We start from the raw sequence: 19,747 nt of genomic DNA on the forward strand, positions 1-19,747 counted from the left end.
CACGCATGGACATCGATAGCCTGGCAAGCCGCGCCCGTTCCATCGGGCGCGGCTTTGCCGTCACTGCAGGAGCCGGAACCGCGGCCGGGATGGCCGCCTTCGGTTATGGGCTCTGGGAGAAGAACCAGTTCGTCCTCCGTGAGGAAACCCTGGCCATCCTCCCGCCCGGCAGGGACCCTTTCCGGATTCTTCACTTGAGCGATATCCACTTCGTCCCCGGGCAGAAGAAGAAGACTGAGTGGCTTGGGTCGCTGGCGGACCTCCGGCCGGACCTGGTAGTGAACACGGGCGACAACCTCAGCCACGTCAAGGCTGTGGACCCGCTGCTGGATGCCTTGAAGCCGCTGCTTCAGTTTCCCGGCGTTTTTGTCCCGGGTTCCAATGACTACTTCGCCCCGAGCCCCAAGAATCCTGCGTCCTACCTGCTGGGTCCTTCCAAGGTGAAGCCCAAGCCGGTCGCCCTGGACTGGCCGCGCCTCCGCTCCGGGTTCGGCATGAGCGGCTGGGTGGACCTGACCAACCGCAACCAGTCGCTGATCCTCAACGGCATGCGCTTCGATTTCTCCGGCGTCGACGATCCGCACCTGAAGCGGGAACGCTACGCCGGATGGCCCCGGGGAACGGTCAACCAGGATTCCAATGACCACCTCCGGATCGCCGTCATCCACGCGCCGTACCAGCGCGTGCTGGACCACTTCACGGAAAGCGGCGCAGACCTCCTGCTCGCCGGCCACACCCACGGCGGCCAGCTGTGCATCCCCGGTTACGGGGCCATCATCGCCAACTGCGACATTCCCACGTGGCGCGCCAAGGGCCTCAATGACTGGTCAAGCAACGGGAGGACGACGCCGGTCAACGTCTCCGGCGGCATCGGCACCTCGCGCTTCGCCCCGGTAAGGATCGCCTGCAAGCCCGAGGCCGTCCTGCTGACCCTGACCTCCCCCAGCTGACTTGTCGCCCCATCAGCCGGAGTCCCAAAACAGCGTTCCTGGGGCCAGAATTGAAGACGCGTCGGGCATTACGGAGTGCAATAACTGTGCAAGCCGTCGAAGGGTGCCAACGTCCCTGTGAATCGTCTCACTCGATGGCATAGGGTAGTTGCTAGAGGAAACTACATTCGTTTTAGAGCTTGAGAAGCGGGCATGGCCAAGCAGACTCCCTTTTTCCGATCCATCAGCCGTGTTTATCCGCATGTCCGGCCCATCCTTCCCAGGCTTGTGCTGGGACTTCTCTGTGCACTGCTGGCCAGCATCGTGGCGTTGACCATCCCCCAGGTGCTGCGCGTCCTGGTCAATACAGCCCTTCAGCCCGGGGGTACCGCGGAGGCAGTCTGGACCGCAGCGGGCGTCATCCTGGTGCTGGGCATCGCCGAGGCGGGCCTGGTGGCCCTCCGGCGGCAGTTCGTCATCAACCCCGCCACCACGGTGGAAACCCGGATGCGGGTTTCGCTTTACGACCACCTGCAGGAACTGACCGTCTCCTTCCACGACCGCTGGGGCTCCGGACAGCTGCTGTCCCGGGCCATGACGGACCTGAACTTCCTGCGGCGGTGGATGGCCTTCGGCGCCATCATGCTGGTGGTCACCACCCTGACCGTGGTGATCGGCATCGTTGCCATGTTTGCCATGAGCTGGCAACTGGCCCTGATCTTCCTTGCCGCCGCCGTTCCCATCACCATCAACAGCTTCCGGTTCCGTACCCGGTTCAGCAAGGTTGCCCGTCGCAGCCAGGACCAGGCCGGCGACCTCGCCACCACCGTTGAAGAATCGGTCCATGGCATCCGCGTGCTGAAGGCGTTTGGACGCAGCCGCGAAGCCTTGGAAAACTTCAACGAGCAGGCGGAGGAGCTGCGCCAGACGGAGATTGCGAAAGCACGCCACCAGGCGACCTTCACCATGGTGGTCACCCTGCTCCCCGAACTTGCCCTCGGTGCCGGACTGGTGGTCGGCGTGATGTTGTGCGCCAGTGGCCAGCTCAGCATCGGCTCGCTGGTTGCCTTCTTCGCCACGGCCGCGGTCATCGCTTCCCCCGTTGAATTCTCCGGCATGCTGCTGGCCATGGCACTCACTGCCAAGACCGCCGTCGACCGCCACTACGAGGTGATGGATACCCCCAACACCATCACCAGCCCGGCGGAGCCACGGCGCCCGGGGCAGCCCGCCGGTGCGCTCCGTTTCACCAACGCAACCTTTGCTTTCGAAGACGCCCCGGACAAGCCGATCCTCAAGGACATCAACCTCGAGGTCCGGCCCGGGGAGACGATGGCCCTGGTGGGCATCACCGGCAGCGGCAAGAGTGCCCTGATCCAACTGGTTCCCCGCCTGTATGACGTCACCAGCGGTGCCATCAGCATTGACGGCATCGACATCAGGGACTTCGACGTGGACGAACTGCGCCGCATGGTGGGGGTGGCCTTCGAGGACACCACGCTCTTTTCGAATTCGGTGCGGGACAACGTGCTCCTCGGCGCCCCGGTCCGCTCCGAGGAGGTACTCGATGAAGCCCTCGACGTTGCCCAGGCCCATTTCGCCTACTCCCTGCCCCAGGGTGTGGACACGCTGATCGGCGAGGAAGGCCTGAGCCTGTCGGGAGGGCAGCGGCAGCGCATTGCCCTGGCGCGCGCCATTGCCGCGCGGCCGCGCGTCCTGGTGCTGGACGATCCCCTGTCCGCCCTGGACGTCCACACCGAGGAATTGGTGGAGGCACGCCTCCGGGAGGTGCTGAAGGACACCACCACCCTCATCGTCGCCCACCGGCCCTCCACCGTGGCCCTCGCTGACCGGGTGGCGCTGCTGGAAAACGGGCGCATCGCCGCCGTCGGAACCCACACCGAACTGCTGTCCCGCAACCCGCACTACCGCTACGTCATCGCCAGCCTGGACCGGGAGCCGCGGGACCTGGATTCCGAACTGTCGGCGCTTGAAGACCAGGCCGAGGAAGTGACCCGATGAGCGCAGCGTTTGGCACAGCCAACGAGGACAATGCCCACCTCAGCAAGGCTGAGAGCCGGGCAGTCCGACGCCGGTCCCTGGCCCTGCTGGGGTCGCTGATCCGTCCGGTGCGGGTACGGTTCTGGCTCACTATTGCCATGGTGGTGCTCTCCCAGGCTGCGCGCGTGGCTGGCCCGGCGCTGATTGCCTTCGGCATCGACCATGCCCTCCCAGCGCTCCAGGCCGGCGATAACCTCCCGCTGGTGTTCACCGGCGTCGCTTACCTGCTGGCAGCGATCGCGACGGCGGGACTCACCGCCCTGTACGTCACCTCCACGGCGCGGCTCAGCCAGGCCATGCTGCTGGATCTCCGCGTCCGGGTGTTCCGGCACACGCAGCGGCTTAGCCTTGAGTTCCACGAGAAGTACACCTCCGGCCGCATCATCGCGCGCCAGACCTCTGACCTGGAGGCGCTGCGCGAACTCCTTGATTCGGGAGTCAGCTCCCTGGCCTCCGGCATGCTGTTCATGGCCTTCACCGCCGCCACCATCTTTGCGCTGGACTGGCGCAGCGGGCTGTTGGTGCTGGCCGCCGGCGTACCGATGTTCTTCCTGGCCCGCTGGTACCAGAAGCACTCGCAGATCGCCTTCCGCGAATCACGTGTGGTCTCCGCCCGGCTGATCGTGCATTTCGTGGAAACCATGACCGGCATCCGAGCCGTGAAGGCCTTCCGCAAGGAGAAGGAGAACTCGGAGCGCTACGGGAAACTGGCTGAAGACTACCGGCAGGTGACTGTCCGCTCCATCAACCTCAACGGGATTTTCCAGCCTGGCCTGGTGCTGATCGGCAACGTCTGCGTGGCAGTGGTCCTGCTCTTCGGCGGGTTCCGCGTGCTGGGCGGCGACCTCGCAGTGGGCGTACTCCTTGCCCTTATCCTGTCCACCAAGCGGTTCTTCCAGCCCGTGGACCAGATGGCCATGTTCTACAACTCGTTCCAGAGCGCGCAGGCAGCCCTGGAGAAGGTCTCCGGGCTCCTAGAAGAGGTGCCCACGGTCCGGCCGCCCAAGAACCCGGTTGCGCTGCCCACCGCCACGGGGCGGATCGACTTCAACGGCGTTGAGTTCCGCTACGGGGACGGCCCCCTGGTGGTTCCCGCCCTGGACCTGCACATCCCGGCCGGACAGACCGTGGCGCTGGTGGGCCAGACGGGCGCAGGAAAATCAACCCTCGCCAAGCTCATCGCCCGCTTCTACGACGTCACCTCTGGAACACTCACCCTGGACGGGGTCGATCTCCGCGACCTGGCCACCACCGACCTCCGCCGCAACATCGTCATGGTCACCCAGGAAGCCTTCCTGTTCAGTGGCTCCGTTGCCGACAACATCGCACTGGGCCGTCCGGAAGCGTCCCGGGCCGAAATCGAAGAGGCCGCCAAGGCCGTGGGAGCGCACGAGTTCATCCTGGAGCTCCCCGAGGGCTACGACACGGACGTCAACAAGCGCGGCGGCAGGGTCTCCTCCGGCCAGCGCCAACTGATCAGCTTTGCCAGGGCCTTCCTGGCGCGGCCAGCCGTGCTGATCCTGGATGAGGCCACCTCCTCGCTGGACATCCCGTCCGAACGGCTGGTGCAGGCAGGGCTGGCCCGGCTGCTGACCGGCACTGAGGCAGCACGGAGGACGGCCCTGATCATCGCCCACCGCCTGTCCACGGTGGAAACGGCGGACCGGGTGCTGGTGGTCCACGACGGACGGATCGTGGAAGACGGGTCGCCCGAAGAACTCATTGGCGGCGGCGGACGGTTCGCTGACCTCCACGGCGCATGGAAGGATTCGCTGGTCTGAGGTTGCCGGCACGGGGCCCGGCCCCCGGATTTCGCATCGGGACCAGGAATCGGCTATCCTTGTAAAGTTGCTTTTGCAGCGGATCGGGATGTAGCGCAGCTTGGTAGCGCGCTTCGTTCGGGACGAAGAGGTCGCAGGTTCAAATCCTGTCATCCCGACCATAACGGAAAGAGGGTCTCCCTACGGAGGCCCTCTTTTTGTATCTCGATGTGGTTACGACAGTTTGTTGCCGGCCTAAGTTTCTCGCCGATTTAAAAGGAACAGCCCCGGAGCTGTTGCTCCGGGGCTGTCCTCGCCTCCTGTTGTGAGGAAGCTATTTACGCCGGGTCAGGCCAGTTACCGATGTAGGTGACGATCGAGGTGTCCGTGGTAGTGGTGGTCTTCTTGTCCTTCTTCGCCTTGGTGGAGGCGGGGTCAGGCCAGTTGCCAATAGCTACCGACGTACCCGAGTTATCGGCGATGGAACCTGCAGACAGAACGGCCGGAGCCGCCGCGGAAAAGGCCAGGGCCCCAGCCAAGGCGGCCGCGGTTGCAATCTTCTTCAACATATAAGTTCCTCAATACGAGTCGGATTCGTTACAAAGCCAGCACTGTCCTTGTTGACACACATTGTAAAATATTTTCCACAGGGGCTGTCAAGCATTCACAGTCCCGGCTGTCCAGAAGGAGGAAACGCGTGGGCAACGGATTCGGAGAAAAGCTCCGGGCGGAGCGCCTCGAGCGTGGACTGACACAGGCCGAACTGGGCAAGGACCTGTATTCACCCAGCTACATCTCTTTACTTGAGACGGGTCGGCGCGAACCAACAGCTGAAGTTATCGAAGAACTGGCCCGGCGGCTCGAGTTGGCACCCAAGGCACTGGAGGCTTGGAGCCAACCTATTTCCGTAAGCGACGCCGAATATGTCCTCGCTGGGCTTTACGCCCGCCAAGCATGGGATCTGCGGGATTATCCGTTGGCGGCAAGCCACGCAGCCACCGCCGCGCAAATAGCGCTCGACGGCAAAAACACCAGTGCCTGGTGGAATATGACCTACATGCAGGCCGAGTGCCTCATGAAGCAGGGCGACCTGCCGGAGTGCCAGAAGATTATCGAACGCCTCCTCGAACACCCCATGGCGAGAGAGTCTGTCGGCCTGGGCGTTCGCGCCTTGCAGATGCTGGCCGCTGTCTGCCATGGCCAGGGCCAATTGGCACTCGCTGTGGACCATGCGCTTGAGGCCGTAAAGTTATCGGTCAACCTTCCCAGGGGGTCCACGGTCCTCATCGGCGCGCACCGGATTCTCATTGGCGCCCTCGCCGAAAGCGGACGGCTGGATGAAGCCTGGAAGTACTGCCAGGCCCTGCTGGAGCAGGTGGACGAGCACTCCATGTCCCAGCTTGCTGGCGAAGTCGCCTGGGTTGTCGGCAATGTGGCGTTCATGCGGCACGATTACACCGAAGGCGTCAAGCACCACGAGCGGGCAGCACGACTGCTCTCTCCCGCTAACGATATTGAGCTTTGGGCCCGGTTCAACAAGGCTTCCGCAGCCGTCCGTCTATCGTCTGGAATCGTGGAGCCGGAAACACTGGCAGCCATCGAACGTGCGGAACTGGCCTTCTCGATCGTCGGCGGAACCAAGAGCGACGAACTCGAAGTCGCCTTTATTCGCGCGCGCTGGCTCTACCTGACCGGGGACATCGTGGCCGCCGTCGAAAAGCTCCGTGAAATCCATGCCGAACGCGACGCCCTGGGCAAGCACACAGCCGGGGAAGTTTCACTTCTGCTTGGCAAGTCCCTGAAAGCCTCAGGAGAAACAGAGGAGGCTTTGGTGCACCTGGAGGAATCACGAAAGGCGTTTGCCGCCGCCGGCGCGCAGGACCGGGTCCAGCAGGCATTGGATGCGATCCTTGAAATCAACCTGGCACAGAAACGGGCGGCTTCGGCTTCCAAGGCCAGCTGACCAAAGAGGGCAAGCTGACCAAAAAGCCGGGCAGGCCCATCCACATGGGCCTCCCCGGCTTTTGGCTAAGTCCTAGGAAAAGGTCTTGCCGGTGATCTTCTCGTACGCCTCGACGTACCGGCTGCGGGTACGCTCCACCACATCTGCCGGCAGCGCCGGCGGCGGGGTGTCGGAGGACCTGTCCCACCCGGACTCGGGCGAGGTCAGCCAGTCACGGACGTACTGCTTGTCATAGGACGGCTGCGCCTGGCCCGGCTTGTAGGTGGCAGCGTCCCAGAAACGCGAGGAATCCGGGGTCAGCACCTCATCGCCAAGGGTGATGGACCCGGAGACGGCGTCGTAGCCGAACTCCACTTTGGTGTCGGCCAGGATGATCCCGCGCTCCCGGGCGATCTTTTCCGCCGTTGTGTAGATCTTCAGCGTCAGCTCGCTCAGGCGGGCGGCGATGTCGTCCCCCACCAGGGCAACCACGGCGTCGTAGGTGATGTTTTCGTCGTGCTCGCCGATCAAGGCCTTGGCCGACGGCGTGAAGATGGCGCGTTCCAGCCGCGACCCGTCCACCAGCCCCTCAGGCAGCGGAATGTTGCAGACCGTACCGGAAGCCTTGTACTCCACCAGCCCGGAGCCGGTGAGGTAACCGCGTGCGATGCATTCCACCGGGAACATGTCCAGTTTCTTGCAGATCATGGCCCGGCCTTCAACTTCGGCGGGCACTCCGTCCTCGGCGGTTGAGCCGAGCACGTGGTGTTCGACGCCCAGCTGGTCGAACCACCAGAGGCTCAGCTGGGTGAGGATGCGTCCCTTGTCCGGGATTTCACTGGACAGCACGTGGTCATAGGCGCTGATGCGGTCGCTCGCCACCACCAGCACGCAGTCCTGCCCAAAGCGTTGAAGGACGGCTTCGTCGGCCGGCTCGTAGAGGTCGCGGACCTTGCCTGAATAGACGTGCGTCCAGCCGGGCAGGTCCAGGGTTTCGGTGGCGTAGCCGCGGTTTTCCGGGGTTTCAGTCATGTCAGGCCTTTGCTTTCACGATGGGCATCGAGCCGGTGGCGCCGTAGGGAACCTTGATTTCACGGCGGGCGGCCTTGCGGGCGATGTCGCTGCGGAACTGCGAGCCTTCCAGGTGGACCAGCTCCACTCCGTCGTACGCTTTTTCGCGGGCTTCAACGAGGTCGCTGCCCAGGGCGACGACCGCCAGGACACGACCGCCGGCGGACACCACTTTGCCGTCCTCGTCCAGCGCGGTTCCGGCATGGATGACGTGCACGCCGTCCAGGGCTTCCACCTTTTTGAGGCCCCGGATGCGGTCGCCCGTGCGGGGTTTGTCCGGGTAGTTCTCCGCGGCGATGACGACGGCGACAGCGGCGTCCTTGGACCAACGCAGCTCTTCCGCCTTGTCCAGCTCGCCCTTGGCAGCGGCCATGAGCAGCGCACCCAGGGGCGTCTTGAGCCGGGCGAGGACCGCCTGCGTCTCCGGATCGCCAAAGCGGACATTGAACTCGATGACCCGGGTGCCACGTGAGGTCAGGGCCAGTCCAACGAAGAGCACGCCGACGAAGGGGGTGCCGCGGCGGGCCATCTCGTTCACGGTGGGCTGGGCTACGCGGTCCAGGACCTCCTGCACCAGCCCTTCAGGCGCCCACTCGAGCGGCGTGTAGGCACCCATGCCACCAGTGTTCGGCCCTTCGTCGTTGTCGAAGATGCGCTTGAAATCCTGGGCGGGCGAGAGTGCCACGGTGTTCTGGCCGTCGCACAGGACAAAGAGGGAAACCTCGGGACCGTCGAGGAACTCCTCGATGACCACGGAGCCGCCGGCGTCGAAGCAGGACTGGGCGTGGACCAGGGCTTCGTCGCGGTCACGGGTCACCACGACGCCCTTGCCGGCGGCCAGCCCGTCGTCCTTCACCACGTAGGGGGCGCCGAAGGTGTCCAGGGCGGATGCCGCTTCCTCTGCGTTCGTGGCCACCAGGGCCATGGCTGTGGGAACGCCGGCCTCGGCCATGACTTCCTTGGCGAATGCCTTGGACGCCTCCAGCTGGGCCGCGGCCTTGCTGGGTCCGAAGACGGGGATGCCGACCTCACGGACGGCGTCGGAGACACCGGCGGCCAGCGGAGCCTCGGGGCCCACCACCACCAGGTCCACGGCGAGCCGGGTGGCCAGCTCCGCAACCGCGTCGGGATCGTTGGCGTCGATTTTGTGTGTGGGGACCAGCTTGCTGATGCCGGCATTGCCGGGCGCCGCGTGAACTTCGGACACGTTGGGGTCGGCAAGCAGGGAGCGGACAATGGCGTGTTCGCGGCCTCCGGGGCCGATGACGAGTACCTTCACAGTCTCCAAGGGTACTTTGTGCACCCTTTCCGCTCCTAAGCTGTGTCCTGGGCCGCCCGCCAGGTCAATCCGCGCCACCTGCCGCTCCGAACTCTTAACATGACAAAGCTTCGAAACCATCTGACGGGACCCGCCCCCAAGGCCGCACTGGCAGGCGTGGTGGCGGCCGCCGTCGTGCTTGCCGTTGCGGAGCTGATCGGCGCGTTCTTTACTGCCCGCGCAACGCCCCTGTTCGCCTTGGGCTCGACCTTCATCGACTTCACCCCGCCGTGGATGAAGGACTTTGCGATCGCCACGTTTGGCACCAATGACAAGGCCGCCCTCTTTGTTGGCATGGGCCTGACCATTGCGGTGCTGGCGTGCATCCTGGGCGTGGTGGCCTACCGGAAGTGGATGCTGGGCGTCCTCGGGGTGCTTTTCATGGGCGCCGTGATCGTGGCCTGTGTGGTCACCCGTGCGGGTGTGGGCCCGGCGGACGCCATCCCGTCCGTCCTGGGAACGGTTGCCGGCCTGGTGGTCCTGCGCCGGCTCATGGTGCAGCTGTGGGGGCTCAAGAAGTGGCCCGAAGCACCGGCGGACCAGGCGTACGACGACGATGCCCGGCAACAGGGCCAAGGCACCAACCGCCGTCGATTCTTCGCCACTGCCGGGGTTACCGCGGTGGCTGCCGGCATCGCCGCCACGGGCGGCCGGCTCCTGGGTGCCGCCCGCAGCAACGTCACCAGGGCACGCGACGCGCTCACGCTGCCCGCGCCGGCAAAGTCCGCCGCGCCCGTCCCCGCGGGAGTCCAGTCCCCGGTACCGGGCGTGACCCCATGGCTGACACCCAACAACGACTTCTACCGCATCGATACGGCCCTGAGCGTCCCTGAAATCAACATTGATGACTGGCAGCTGCGCGTGCACGGCCTCGTGGAGCAGGAAGTCACGCTGACCTTCAAGGACCTCCTGGACGCGCAGCTGATCGAATCCCACGTGACCCTCACCTGCGTCTCCAACCCCGTTGGCGGCAACCTCGCCGGCAACGCCAAATGGCTGGGCCTTCCCATCCGCGATGTCCTGGCCCGGGCCAAGCCCAAGGACGGGGCGGACATGGTCCTGTCAAAGTCCATCGACGGTTTCAGCGCCTCCACTCCCCTGGAGGTCCTGCAGGATGGCAGGGACGCCATGCTGGCCATCGGCATGAATGGCGAACCGCTCCCGCTGGAGCACGGCTACCCGGTGCGGATGGTGGTTCCGGGGCTTTACGGGTTTGTCTCGGCCACCAAGTGGGTGGTTGACCTGGAAGTTACACGGTTCGCCGACAACAAGGCGTACTGGACCAACCGTGGCTGGTCCGAACGTGGCCCCATCAAGACAATGGCGCGCGTGGAGGTGCCCAAGTCCTTCGCGAAAGTACCTGCCGGAAAGGTGGCCGTGGGTGGCACCGCCTGGGCGCAGACGCGGGGCATCGCCAAGGTGGAGGTCCAGATCGACAACGGAGACTGGATGGAAACCACCCTGTCCACCGAAGCCTCCACCGTTACCTGGCGCCAGTGGTCCTACGAATGGGATGCCACGCCCGGCCCGCACTACATCAAGGTGCGCGCCACCGACGGCACAGGGCAGGTCCAGACTGACCAGCGCGCGGACCCGGTTCCGGACGGCGCCTCGGGCTGGCAGTCGGTGATGGTCACTGTCCAGTAGGTGGCTGGCCCCTAGACTGGCGGTATGCCGCACAATCCGCACGCAACCTTTACCGTGGACTCCGCCGTCGAACTGGCTGTGATCGAACGCAGCGGCTTTGTGGAGTCGCGGCACATCGGTTCCGCCGTCCTCCTGTCCGCCGACGGTTCGGTGGTTACCGAGCTTGGCGACATCAACACGCCCATCTTTGCCCGGTCCACTCTGAAGCCTTTCCAGGCCTTGGCCTCCATGCAGTCTGGGGTTCCGCTGCGAGGCGCCCAGGTGGCCATCGCCTGCGGAAGCCATACCGGATCCTTGGACCACATGGACGTGGTGGCGGGCATGCTCAAGGCCGCAGGGGTCCGCGAGGACCAACTGCAGTGCCCGGAAGCCTGGCCGCAGGACGAAACCGCCAGGAACTGGCTGGTCCGTTCCGAGAAGGGGAAGTCGCGGCTGGCGTTCAACTGTTCAGGGAAGCACGCCGCTTTCCTCTGGGCCTGCAAGGAAAACGGCTGGGACACCAACCGCTACCTCGAGCCCAACCACCCACTCCAGCAGCGGGTCCGGAGTGTGATCGAGGAATACACCGAGGAGAAGATTGCCCACCTGGGGATTGACGGCTGCGGGGCTCCGGTGGCTGCTGTTTCCCTCAAAGGCCTTGCCCGGGCGTACTCCCAGCTGGCCAAGGCCCCGGGAGACCAAAGCTTCAGTGCCCGGGCCGCAACCATTGCCACGTCGATGCTCGATTATCCCTGGGCCGTCCAGGGCCGCGGTGAAGCCAACACCCTGGTGATGGATGAACTTGAGATCATCGCCAAAATCGGGGCCGAGGGGGTCCTTGCCATGGCAACGCCCCAGGGGGTTTCCGTTGCGGTTAAGATCCTGGACGGGAACATCCGGGCTACGTCCCTGGTGGCCCTGACGCTGCTTGCTGCCGCCGGGGCCGTCGAGATCCCGGGGGTCGCCAGCGCCCTGGAGAAAGTGGTGGAACCCGTGCTTGGCGGCGGCCATCCGGTGGGCAAGATCCGGTTGGGTCCGGCAGTGTCCGCACTCCTGGACTGACTCCTGATTTCCCTGTCGACGCAAAAGGAAGATTGAAAGCATGGCCGTGGCCCGCCGTCGTATTGACGTCCAGGAAGGCAAAGCAGCGCTGAAGGCGTGGCTCGAAGGCGCGCAACCGCCGTCGGACACTCCCGTTCCGCGGACCGTCCTGGCCACTGCCGTGAGGTATTCACTGGAGGAGCTGACGGCGCGGGCGCCGGGGAATTCGGTCGAAGTCCGGGTGCCGCCATTCGGCGTCACCCAGTGCGTGGAGGGGCCGCGCCACACCCGCGGCACGCCGCCCAACGTCATTGAGTGCGACGCCGCCACCTGGCTTGAGATGGTGACCGGGCAGCTGGCCTGGGCTGAGGCCGTCACGGCCGGCAGGGTTGCGGCATCCGGCCTGCGTGCGGACCTTTCGGCCCTGCTCCCCTTCTAGGCCTGCGCTCCCTGTCGGTCAGCCCCTGCCGATGAACGGCATGCCCGCGGCCGTAACCACCACCGAACCCACGCTGGCCGAGGCCGGCATGTTGGCCATCATCAGCACCGCGCGCGCCGCATCCGCCACCGGGAACATCGGCTCGATCTTCCGGGAGCCATCCGCCTGCAACGCCCCTGATCCGACGCCGATGGTGTCCATGATCTCCGTGGCAGTGTTGCCGATGTCGATCTGTCCGCACGTGATGCCGTAACCTCGGCCGTCCAGTTCAATGCTTTTGGTCAGCCCGGTCATCGCGTGCTTGGTGACGGTGTAGGCCACGGTTCTTGGCCGGGGCGAATGCGCGGAGATGGAGCCATTGTTGATAATCCGCCCGCCCTGCGGCACCTGCGCCTTCATGGCCCTGACGGCTGCCGCGGCGCACAGCATGGAGCCGGTGAGGTTCACGGCCAGGGTCGCGTTCCAGTCTTCCAGGCTGATTTCGTCCACCCCCGCTGCCGGGCCGAAGACGCCGGCGTTGTTGAACAGCACGTCCACCCGTCCCCACTGTTGGCGGGCTGCCTCAAACAGCCGCTCGACGTCGTCGGGCCGCGTGACGTCGCAAGGCACCACGAGCGAATCCGGATGGCCTTGCGCTGTTTCCTTCAACTGCGCGTCCCGGCGCCCGGCGAGTGCCACCCGGTAGCCGTCCGCCAGCATCTGCCGTGCGACCTCCCGGCCGATGCCGGACCCGGCACCGGTGACCACGGCTACTCTTCTGTTTTGCTCAGGGGTACTCACGATGCTCTCCTCGTTCGGGCAGTCATAATTGCATCGTACGTCCACGTCTTCCTAATCTCGAATGGCAAAAGTGTTTTCTCACCATACGAAAACACCGCCTAATGCTTTCAAAGACGAAAAGAGGCTGCCGTGGCTGCAGGAGAAGAGACCTCCCATATCCTCAGCGGGTTGACTAACCAGCTGCCTGATCGTGATCCGGAAGAGACTGCCGAGTGGGTTGAGTCCCTGGATGCGTTGATCAGGGAACAGGGCACCGAGCGTGCCCAATACATCATGCGGAGCCTGCTGCAGCGCGCGGGCGCGCAGAGCGTGGGTGTGCCGATGGTGACCACCACCGATTACGTGAACACGATCCCGGTGGACCAGGAAGCTGCGTTCCCGGGCAATGAAGAGTTCGAGCGCCGGTACCGGGCTTATATGCGGTGGAACGCCGCGGTCATGGTGCACCGGGCGCAGCGGCCCGATATCGGGGTCGGCGGGCACATCTCCACCTACGCCGGGGCCGCGACCCTGTACGAGGTCGGGTTCAACCACTTCTTCCGCGGCAAGGACCACCCCGGCGGCGGGGACCAGGTCTTCTTCCAGGGCCACGCCTCCCCGGGCATGTACGCCCGGGCGTTCATGGAAGGACGCCTGTCCGAGGAGGACCTGGACGGGTTCCGGCAGGAAAAGTCCCGGCAGGGCCACGCCCTGTCCTCCTACCCGCACCCCCGCCTGATGCCCCAGTTCTGGGAATTCCCCACGGTGTCCATGGGCATCGGGCCGATGAACGCGATCTACCAGGCGCAGAACAACCGGTACCTGCACAACCGGGGCCTGAAAGACACCTCGGACCAGCAGGTCTGGGCGTTCCTGGGTGACGGTGAAATGGACGAGCCCGAGTCCCGGGGCCTGCTGCAGCTGGCAGCGAACGAGAACCTGGACAACCTGAACTTCGTGATCAACTGCAACCTCCAGCGCCTGGACGGGCCGGTGCGCGGCAACGGCAAGATCATGCAGGAACTCGAAGCGTTCTTCCGCGGCGCGGGCTGGAACGTGATCAAGGTCGTCTGGGGCCGGGAATGGGATGACCTGCTCACCCGCGACACCGACGGCTCGCTCGTGAAAATCATGAACGAAACCGTCGACGGGGACTACCAGACCTACAAGGCCGAGTCCGGCGGGTTCGTCCGCGAACACTTCTTCGGCAAGACCCCGCAGACCAAGGACCTCGTCGCGGACCTCACCGACGACCAGATCTGGAACCTCAAACGCGGCGGCCACGACTACCGCAAGGTCTACGCCGCCTACAAAGCCGCCACCGAATTCAAGGGCAAACCCACCGTCATCCTCGCCCACACCGTCAAGGGCTACGGACTCGGACCCAGGTTTGAAGGCAGGAATGCCACCCACCAAATGAAGAAGCTGACGGTGGAGGACCTCAAGGACTTCCGGGATTACCTGCGCATTCCCATTTCGGATGAACAACTCGACGCCGACCCGTACCGGCCTCCCTACTACCACCCGGGATTTGATGCACCCGAGATCGCCTACCTCCTTGAACGGCGGAGCGCATTGGGCGGGCCGGTTCCCGAACGTCGCGGCGGACACCAGGCGGTTGATCTTCCGGACGCGAAGTCCTATGAGGTGGCCAAGCGCGGTTCAGGCAAGCAGATGGCCGCAACCACCATGTCCTTCGTGCGCCTGCTCAAGGATTTGCTCCGCGACAAGAAGTTCGGGAACCGGATTGTGCCCATCGTGCCGGACGAGTCCCGCACGTTTGGGATGGATGCGTTCTTCCCGACGGCGAAAATCTATAGCCCGGCCGGGCAGAACTACCTGTCGGTGGACCGGGACCTGGTCCTGGCCTACAAGGAATCCCCCGCCGGCCAGCTGATCCACCCCGGCATCAACGAAGCCGGCGCCGTGGCAGCCTTCACCGCCGCCGGAACTTCCTACGCCACCCACGGCGTCCCCCTGGTCCCGGTCTACGTGTTCTACTCCATGTTCGGCTTCCAACGCACCGGCGACGCCTTCTGGGCCGCCGGAGACCAAATGACCCGCGGCTTCATCATCGGCGCCACCGCAGGACGGACCACCCTCACCGGCGAAGGCCTCCAGCACGCCGACGGCCACTCCCCCCTGCTGGCCTCCACCAACCCCGCCGTCCTCACCTACGACCCCGCCTACGGCTACGAAATCGGACACATCGTCCGCTCCGGCCTGGAACGGATGTACGGCACGGACTCCACGGACCAGAACGTCATGTACTACCTCACCGTGTACAACGAACCCATCATCCAGCCCGCAGAACCGGAGAACCTCGACGTCGAAGGCGTCATCAAGGGCATCTACCTGCTCGCCCCGGCCAAGATCGACGGTCCCCGCACCCAGATCCTCGCCTCCGGCGTCTCCGTGCCCTGGGCCATCGAAGCCCAGCGCGTGCTGGCCGATGACTGGAACGTCTCCGCCGACGTCTGGTCCGTGACCTCCTGGAACGAACTGCGCCGCGACGGCCTCGCCGCCGAAGAGGAAGCCTTCCTCAACCCCGGCCAGCCCGCCCGCGTCCCGTTCGTCACCCAGCAACTCGAAGGCGCCACCGGCCCCATCGTCGCCGTCTCGGACTACATGAAAGCCGTCCCGGACCAGATCCGCCAATTCATCCCCAACGAATACGCCACCCTCGGCGCCGACGGCTTCGGCTTCTCCGACACCCGCGCAGCAGCACGCCGCTTCTTCAAGAACGACACCCACTCCATCGTGGTGAAGGTGCTCCAGCTGCTCGCGGCCAGGGGTGAAGTGGAGGCGGATGCGCCGTCGTACGCCATGGACCGCTACAAACTCCTGGACGTCAACGCCGGCACCACCGGCGGGGCGGGTGGGGACGCCTGACCGCAACTCCCATAGGGTGCAGCTATGGGTGATGGTAACGGGACCGGTTCAGCGGGGATGAGGACCACCGGGGTGGTGCTCGCCGCAGGAGGTGGCACCCGCCTGGGCCTGGGCCCGAAAGCCCTGCTTCCGTTCCGTGGACGGCCGTTGGTGGAGGCTATTGCCGGAGCACTGCTCACCGGCGCCTGCCGGGAGGTGGTGGTGGTCCTCGGTGCAGGTGCGGCCCAGGTTGAAGCTGCCGCCATGCTGGACGGCTGCCGCGTGCTGACCAATTCCGAATGGGAGTCAGGAATGGGAAGTTCCTTCCTGCTCGGCAACCAGGCCGCGGACCCGGCAGACCACCTCCTGATCGCGCTGGTGGACCAGCCCGGCCTGACGCCGGAAACCGTGGCACGTCTGTTGTCCTCCCACCGCCCCGGGCGGATCACCGCCGCCGCGTACCGCCGCCGTCGTGATTCCAACGACGGCGGCGGCGCGGCTCTCCGCCGCGGGCACCCCTTGGTCATCGACGCCTCCCTCCGCGAAGCTGTTTGCGCAACGGTGACGGGTGACGCCGGGGCCCGCCGCTTCCTGCGCAGCCACCCCGATCTGGTGGACGAGGTGGACTGCAGCGACCAGTCCACCGGCGAGGACGTGGATACGCCGGACCAGCTGGGCCTGCTCCAGTAGCACCGAAGCTGGTCAGGCGTGAGCACGCAGGAACCGCTCAAGGGCATCCTCCCAGGGGGACGCACCATGGCGAACGAGATCGATGCTGCCGGGCCACCTTCGGTCCGGCCGCTTTCCGTCCTGCCACATTCGGTCCGGCCAGCGTGGTGGTTCCCAGTCCTGGTATTCGCTCGGGTAGTTGCGGCCGGTGGGTGAGGTCCAGCCGGGTGGTTCGTTCTTGGTGGCCGGGGTGGGTTTCCAGCCGGTGGTGTGGCGGAGTTTGTGGTGTTTCGGGCAGGGCTGTCCCAGGTTGCTGATCCCGGTGGTGCCACCCTTGGCCCAGGCGAGGATGTGGTCGGCGTCGTTGTCCAGGGAGTTGTTGCTGCAGCCCGGGAACGGGCACTTCCCGTCCCGCAGCCTCAACCAGGACCGCATCGCGCCGGTGACCCGGTAGCTCGTCCGGCCGATCTCCAACGGTGCCCCGTCCCGCGGATCCACCAGCACCCGGTAAAATGACCCCGCACCCTCAGCGACGAGTGCCCGGGCCATCGATGGCGGGATGGGACCGTACCCGTCCAGTAACGCCGGCTCATCGGTTAGGCCCAGCAGCGAGAACACCGGCACGGTCACCAACACCTGCGCCCGGATTGACGGTGGCAGACCCCTGTGGCCCGTATCGTCGCCATCGGCAGCTTCGGAAGCACTGCCCGAGACTGCGGTGTCGCCGCCGGCCATGCTGCTGCCTAGGACCGCACCGGCGAAGGTGTCGGCCCGGAGCTGGGGCATACTGCGCGATTCCTCCGGGCCTTGCATGCCACGGGCGGCGGCGGTGAGCCGGTTCCACCCGGCCTGGGCATGGTCCGCGGGCAGGTACGCGGAGAGCCAGGCCATCCCGTCCTGGTCCGGCCGGAACTCCACCCGCCGGTCCGCGACCCCTTTGGCATGGCGTTTCTCGATGCTCTCTACGTGGTGGCGTTCCCGCCAGGTGCGGGCCTTGGCCTTGAACCGGTGCGCCGGAATCTGCCCCACCGGGCACCCCCGCGCCGGGTCCGGTGCGTCCGGGTCCAAGAAATGGGCTTCCAACGCCGCCGCCCCCGCGGCATCCAGACACGCTGTCTCATCGGCCATCACCACAGCGTGCAGCCAAGAGACGGTCCCGGCCTGCAAAGCCTCCAACGTCCGCGGCAACGTCGACATCACGGCGTGCGCAGTTGCGAGGAACGATGAGGCCGCCCGAGGACCCAAAGCCAGCACACACCCGATCTCCGCCGCGACCGCCATCTCCTGCGCACGCACCGGCACACCCGGCCCCGCAACAACACCGGCGCTCTCCGCGTACGCCACAGCCGCTTTCGCCTTCACCGCAGCGATCCCGGCCTCCACCTCACGGGCGCCAGCCAGAATCTCCAGGCACGCATCCGCCAACCCAGCCAACGGATCAGCCGCAGAAAAAGGCACCGCACCGGCCCCATCCACCTCAGCACTCAACACAGCAAGGGCAGCCTTGATCTCCCCAAACGCCCTCGCCATCGCTGCCTTCCCCATAAACCCATCATGACAAAGGGGTACGACATTCAAGACCGGCCGCGGAGAATCAGCTCAGGCCGGCATCCCATGCTCCAGCAACTGCTCAAGCCCTTGTTTGAAACCGGACCTGCCACCGTGGGCGGGATGCCGGATCTTCGGTACGTCCAGGCCGCTGCGCTGCAGGCTGTGCTGGGCCACGTTGCCCACCGCCACCAGCGAATCGATGCCAAAGAGAGCCGCAAGATCCTGCCAGAAGGGCGTGCCCAGTTTGGTCTCGGAGGGCTTGGGCGTGCGGTTGGAGAAGGGTTTGCCCGGCTGGTGCGGGTGCCAGGGAAAAGCACTCCACAGCAGGGGCAGAATACCCACCTCTTCCAGGACCTGCCACAGCACCGTCGCCGTAGGTTCCGCGGCCACTCCTGCGGCTTCGGGCGGCAGCACATAGCCCTTGCCGGGTCCAAAAAGTCCAAAGCCATTGGCGGGTCCATCGAAGATGGTCCGGTTGGTGAAGGGCACCCCGGTGATACGCATGCCCCTGAAACCCGGCGCCTCACCCACCAGCAGTACCTTGGGCCGGCGTTCCAGCATCTCCTGCAGGTAGAGCTCCAGGTTGTGCCGCCGGAGCGCATTCTCCGGAACTGCGTAGTTGAAGAAGTTGGTGCAGGCAGGCCCCAGTTCCACGGCCGCAAGCCGTTCCACAAAGACGCTGACGGAACCCGTCACCGGCACGCTCCCGGGGCTCCCCTACCAGCGCGGGTGGATGGCCTCGCGGAAGTAGTGGTCGTAGATCCAGCGGACGCCTTCGTCGAACTCCTGGCCAACGCTGACGGCTGCCGCGGCAGCGTTTGACTGTGCCTGTTCGACGTTGCGGGCGCCGGGAATCACGGTGCTGACACCGTCCTGCGCCGCGATCCAGGCGATGGCCGCCTGAGCGGTAGTGGCGCCCTCGGGCACCAGCTGTTCGAACTCCTTGACCGCCTTGAGGCCCAGCTCGTAGTCCACGCCGGAGAAGGTCTCCCCGACGTCGAAGGCCTCACCCTTGCGGTTGTAGTTCCGGTGGTCGTTTTCGGCGAACGTGGTCTCCTTGGAGTACTTGCCGGACAGCAGGCCCGAGGCCAGGGGAACGCGGGCAATGATTCCCACCCCTGCCGCCTTGGCCGCTGGGAGGACTTCGTCCAGCGGCTTGAGCCGAAAGGCGTTCAGGATGATCTGGACTGACGCGGTTCCCTCGTGCCGTATGGCTTCCAGGGCCTCGTCGCTTCGCTCCACGGACACGCCGTAGTTACGGATGGCGCCTTCGGCTACAAGGGTGTCCAGGGCGTCGTACACCTCATTGTTGCTGTACACAGGCGTGGGCGGGCAGTGCAGCTGGACCAGGTCCAGGGTGTCCGTGCCCAGGTTCTTCCGGGACCGGTCAACCCACTGGCGGAAGTTGGCCAGGGTGTAGTTCTCGGGGCGCTGTTCCATCCGGCGGCCCATCTTGGTGGCAACCGTGACACCGAGGCCCGGGTTATCCTTCAGGAACTCCCCGATGGCCTGCTCACTCTTGCCGTCGCCATATACGTCGGCGGTGTCAAAGAAGGTGACTCCCGCTTCCACCGAGGCCGCCAGGATGGCCTGCGCCTGGGCGGGGTCCACGTTGCCCCAGTCCGCGCCGAGCTGCCAGGTACCGAGCCCGACGACGGAGACGCTGCGTCCGGTCTTGCCTAAAATCCGCTGTTCCATCCCCCGACTATA

General features: G+C 65.4%; 16 protein-coding genes and 1 tRNA gene. 10 read left to right on the top strand and 7 right to left on the bottom strand.

The features are described 5' to 3' along the window. Positions 1-5 precede the first annotated feature (5 nt). The 4 genes from ACZ9J7_RS03980 to ACZ9J7_RS03995 all read left to right on the top strand — a co-directional run bounded on the left by ACZ9J7_RS03980 (position 6) and on the right by ACZ9J7_RS03995 (position 4,932). The gene (locus ACZ9J7_RS03980; RefSeq protein ID WP_476207198.1) at positions 6-950 is read left to right on the top strand and encodes a metallophosphoesterase; all 945 of its coding nucleotides are present in this window, start codon (positions 6-8) and stop codon (positions 948-950) included. 192 nt (positions 951-1,142) lie between these two features. Continuing rightward, complete coding sequence (locus ACZ9J7_RS03985; protein WP_476207200.1) at positions 1,143-2,951, top strand: ABC transporter ATP-binding protein; 1,809 nt, start codon at positions 1,143-1,145, stop codon at positions 2,949-2,951. Then, on the top strand, positions 2,948-4,771 hold the full coding sequence (locus tag ACZ9J7_RS03990) for an ABC transporter ATP-binding protein (RefSeq protein ID WP_476207201.1): 1,824 nt from the start codon (positions 2,948-2,950) through the stop codon (positions 4,769-4,771). The genes ACZ9J7_RS03985 and ACZ9J7_RS03990 overlap by 4 nt, the downstream gene beginning before the upstream one ends. 84 nt (positions 4,772-4,855) lie before the next feature. Further along, positions 4,856-4,932, top strand: a tRNA-Pro gene (locus ACZ9J7_RS03995). Positions 4,933-5,088: 156 nt separating this feature from the next. On the opposite strand, the gene ACZ9J7_RS04000 is transcribed toward ACZ9J7_RS03995, so the two are convergent. Then, the gene (locus ACZ9J7_RS04000) at positions 5,089-5,319 is read right to left on the bottom strand and encodes a hypothetical protein (protein ID WP_141159357.1); all 231 of its coding nucleotides are present in this window, start codon (positions 5,317-5,319) and stop codon (positions 5,089-5,091) included. Between the two features lie 128 nt (positions 5,320-5,447). Between ACZ9J7_RS04000 and ACZ9J7_RS04005 the strand changes: the two genes are divergently transcribed. Beyond that, positions 5,448-6,713, top strand: coding sequence for a helix-turn-helix domain-containing protein (locus ACZ9J7_RS04005; RefSeq protein WP_307362754.1), 1,266 nt, complete (start codon positions 5,448-5,450; stop codon positions 6,711-6,713). Between the two features lie 72 nt (positions 6,714-6,785). Here ACZ9J7_RS04005 and ACZ9J7_RS04010 read toward each other — a convergent pair whose 3' ends face one another. Together ACZ9J7_RS04010 and purD are read right to left on the bottom strand one after the other, a co-directional pair. Continuing rightward, positions 6,786-7,724 carry a phosphoribosylaminoimidazolesuccinocarboxamide synthase gene (locus tag ACZ9J7_RS04010; RefSeq protein WP_476207205.1) on the bottom strand — a complete coding sequence of 313 codons (939 nt, stop codon included), beginning with the start codon at positions 7,722-7,724 and terminating at the stop codon, positions 6,786-6,788. 1 nt (position 7,725) lies between these two features. Beyond that, on the bottom strand, positions 7,726-9,042 hold the full coding sequence (gene purD, locus ACZ9J7_RS04015) for a phosphoribosylamine--glycine ligase (protein WP_476211799.1): 1,317 nt from the start codon (positions 9,040-9,042) through the stop codon (positions 7,726-7,728). A gap of 99 nt (positions 9,043-9,141) precedes the next feature. On the opposite strand from purD, the gene ACZ9J7_RS04020 reads away from it, so the two are divergent. The 3 genes from ACZ9J7_RS04020 to ACZ9J7_RS04030 are packed head-to-tail and all read left to right on the top strand — an operon-like array spanning position 9,142 to position 12,187. Beyond that, positions 9,142-10,728, top strand: a complete 1,587-nt coding sequence (locus tag ACZ9J7_RS04020; protein WP_476207207.1) for a molybdopterin-dependent oxidoreductase — start codon at positions 9,142-9,144, stop codon at positions 10,726-10,728. Between the two features lie 24 nt (positions 10,729-10,752). Beyond that, complete coding sequence (locus ACZ9J7_RS04025) at positions 10,753-11,769, top strand: asparaginase (RefSeq protein ID WP_476207209.1); 1,017 nt, start codon at positions 10,753-10,755, stop codon at positions 11,767-11,769. Positions 11,770-11,809: 40 nt separating this feature from the next. Then, positions 11,810-12,187: a sterol carrier family protein gene (locus tag ACZ9J7_RS04030; RefSeq protein WP_476207211.1), complete on the top strand. Its 378-nt coding sequence runs from the start codon at positions 11,810-11,812 to the stop codon at positions 12,185-12,187. An 18-nt stretch (positions 12,188-12,205) separates the two neighbouring features. On the opposite strand, the gene ACZ9J7_RS04035 is transcribed toward ACZ9J7_RS04030, so the two are convergent. Beyond that, positions 12,206-12,967 (bottom strand): SDR family oxidoreductase, encoded by a 762-nt coding sequence (locus ACZ9J7_RS04035; RefSeq protein WP_476207213.1) that lies wholly within the window; start codon positions 12,965-12,967, stop codon positions 12,206-12,208. A 129-nt stretch (positions 12,968-13,096) separates the two neighbouring features. Here ACZ9J7_RS04035 and aceE point away from each other — a divergent pair, with 129 nt between their 5' ends. Together aceE and nboR are read left to right on the top strand one after the other, a co-directional pair. After that, complete coding sequence (gene aceE, locus ACZ9J7_RS04040) at positions 13,097-15,838, top strand: pyruvate dehydrogenase (acetyl-transferring), homodimeric type (protein ID WP_476207215.1); 2,742 nt, start codon at positions 13,097-13,099, stop codon at positions 15,836-15,838. Between the two features lie 24 nt (positions 15,839-15,862). After that, the gene (gene nboR / locus ACZ9J7_RS04045) at positions 15,863-16,507 is read left to right on the top strand and encodes a nicotine blue oxidoreductase (RefSeq protein ID WP_476207216.1); all 645 of its coding nucleotides are present in this window, start codon (positions 15,863-15,865) and stop codon (positions 16,505-16,507) included. A gap of 12 nt (positions 16,508-16,519) precedes the next feature. Here the strand turns inward: nboR and ACZ9J7_RS04050 are convergent, their stop codons facing one another. From ACZ9J7_RS04050 to ACZ9J7_RS04060, 3 genes are read right to left on the bottom strand one after another with little or no spacing between them, the layout of a single operon-like run. Next, positions 16,520-18,031, bottom strand: coding sequence for an HNH endonuclease signature motif containing protein (locus ACZ9J7_RS04050; protein ID WP_476207217.1), 1,512 nt, complete (start codon positions 18,029-18,031; stop codon positions 16,520-16,522). Positions 18,032-18,085: 54 nt separating this feature from the next. After that, on the bottom strand, positions 18,086-18,733 hold the full coding sequence (locus ACZ9J7_RS04055) for a uracil-DNA glycosylase (RefSeq protein ID WP_476207219.1): 648 nt from the start codon (positions 18,731-18,733) through the stop codon (positions 18,086-18,088). Between the two features lie 21 nt (positions 18,734-18,754). Further along, the gene (locus ACZ9J7_RS04060) at positions 18,755-19,735 is read right to left on the bottom strand and encodes an aldo/keto reductase (RefSeq protein ID WP_476207221.1); all 981 of its coding nucleotides are present in this window, start codon (positions 19,733-19,735) and stop codon (positions 18,755-18,757) included. Between the last annotated feature and the right edge of the window lie 12 nt (positions 19,736-19,747).

This window comes from Pseudarthrobacter sp. TE9888 (genome assembly GCF_056279345.1).

Excerpts from the sequence above, each read along its gene's own strand:
- ACZ9J7_RS03980 (WP_476207198.1), top strand. The coding sequence starts at position 6 with ATGGACATCGATAGCCTGGCAAGCCGCGCCCGTTCCATCGGGCGCGGC.
- ACZ9J7_RS03985 (WP_476207200.1), top strand. The coding sequence starts at position 1,143 with ATGGCCAAGCAGACTCCCTTTTTCCGATCCATCAGCCGTGTTTATCCG.
- ACZ9J7_RS03990 (WP_476207201.1), top strand. The coding sequence starts at position 2,948 with ATGAGCGCAGCGTTTGGCACAGCCAACGAGGACAATGCCCACCTCAGC.
- ACZ9J7_RS04000 (WP_141159357.1), bottom strand. The coding sequence starts at position 5,319 with ATGTTGAAGAAGATTGCAACCGCGGCCGCCTTGGCTGGGGCCCTGGCC.
- ACZ9J7_RS04010 (WP_476207205.1), bottom strand. The coding sequence starts at position 7,724 with ATGACTGAAACCCCGGAAAACCGCGGCTACGCCACCGAAACCCTGGAC.
- ACZ9J7_RS04020 (WP_476207207.1), top strand. The coding sequence starts at position 9,142 with ATGACAAAGCTTCGAAACCATCTGACGGGACCCGCCCCCAAGGCCGCA.
- ACZ9J7_RS04025 (WP_476207209.1), top strand. The coding sequence starts at position 10,753 with ATGCCGCACAATCCGCACGCAACCTTTACCGTGGACTCCGCCGTCGAA.
- ACZ9J7_RS04030 (WP_476207211.1), top strand. The coding sequence starts at position 11,810 with ATGGCCGTGGCCCGCCGTCGTATTGACGTCCAGGAAGGCAAAGCAGCG.
- nboR (WP_476207216.1), top strand. The coding sequence starts at position 15,863 with ATGGGTGATGGTAACGGGACCGGTTCAGCGGGGATGAGGACCACCGGG.
- ACZ9J7_RS04050 (WP_476207217.1), bottom strand. The coding sequence starts at position 18,031 with ATGGGGAAGGCAGCGATGGCGAGGGCGTTTGGGGAGATCAAGGCTGCC.
- ACZ9J7_RS04060 (WP_476207221.1), bottom strand. The coding sequence starts at position 19,735 with ATGGAACAGCGGATTTTAGGCAAGACCGGACGCAGCGTCTCCGTCGTC.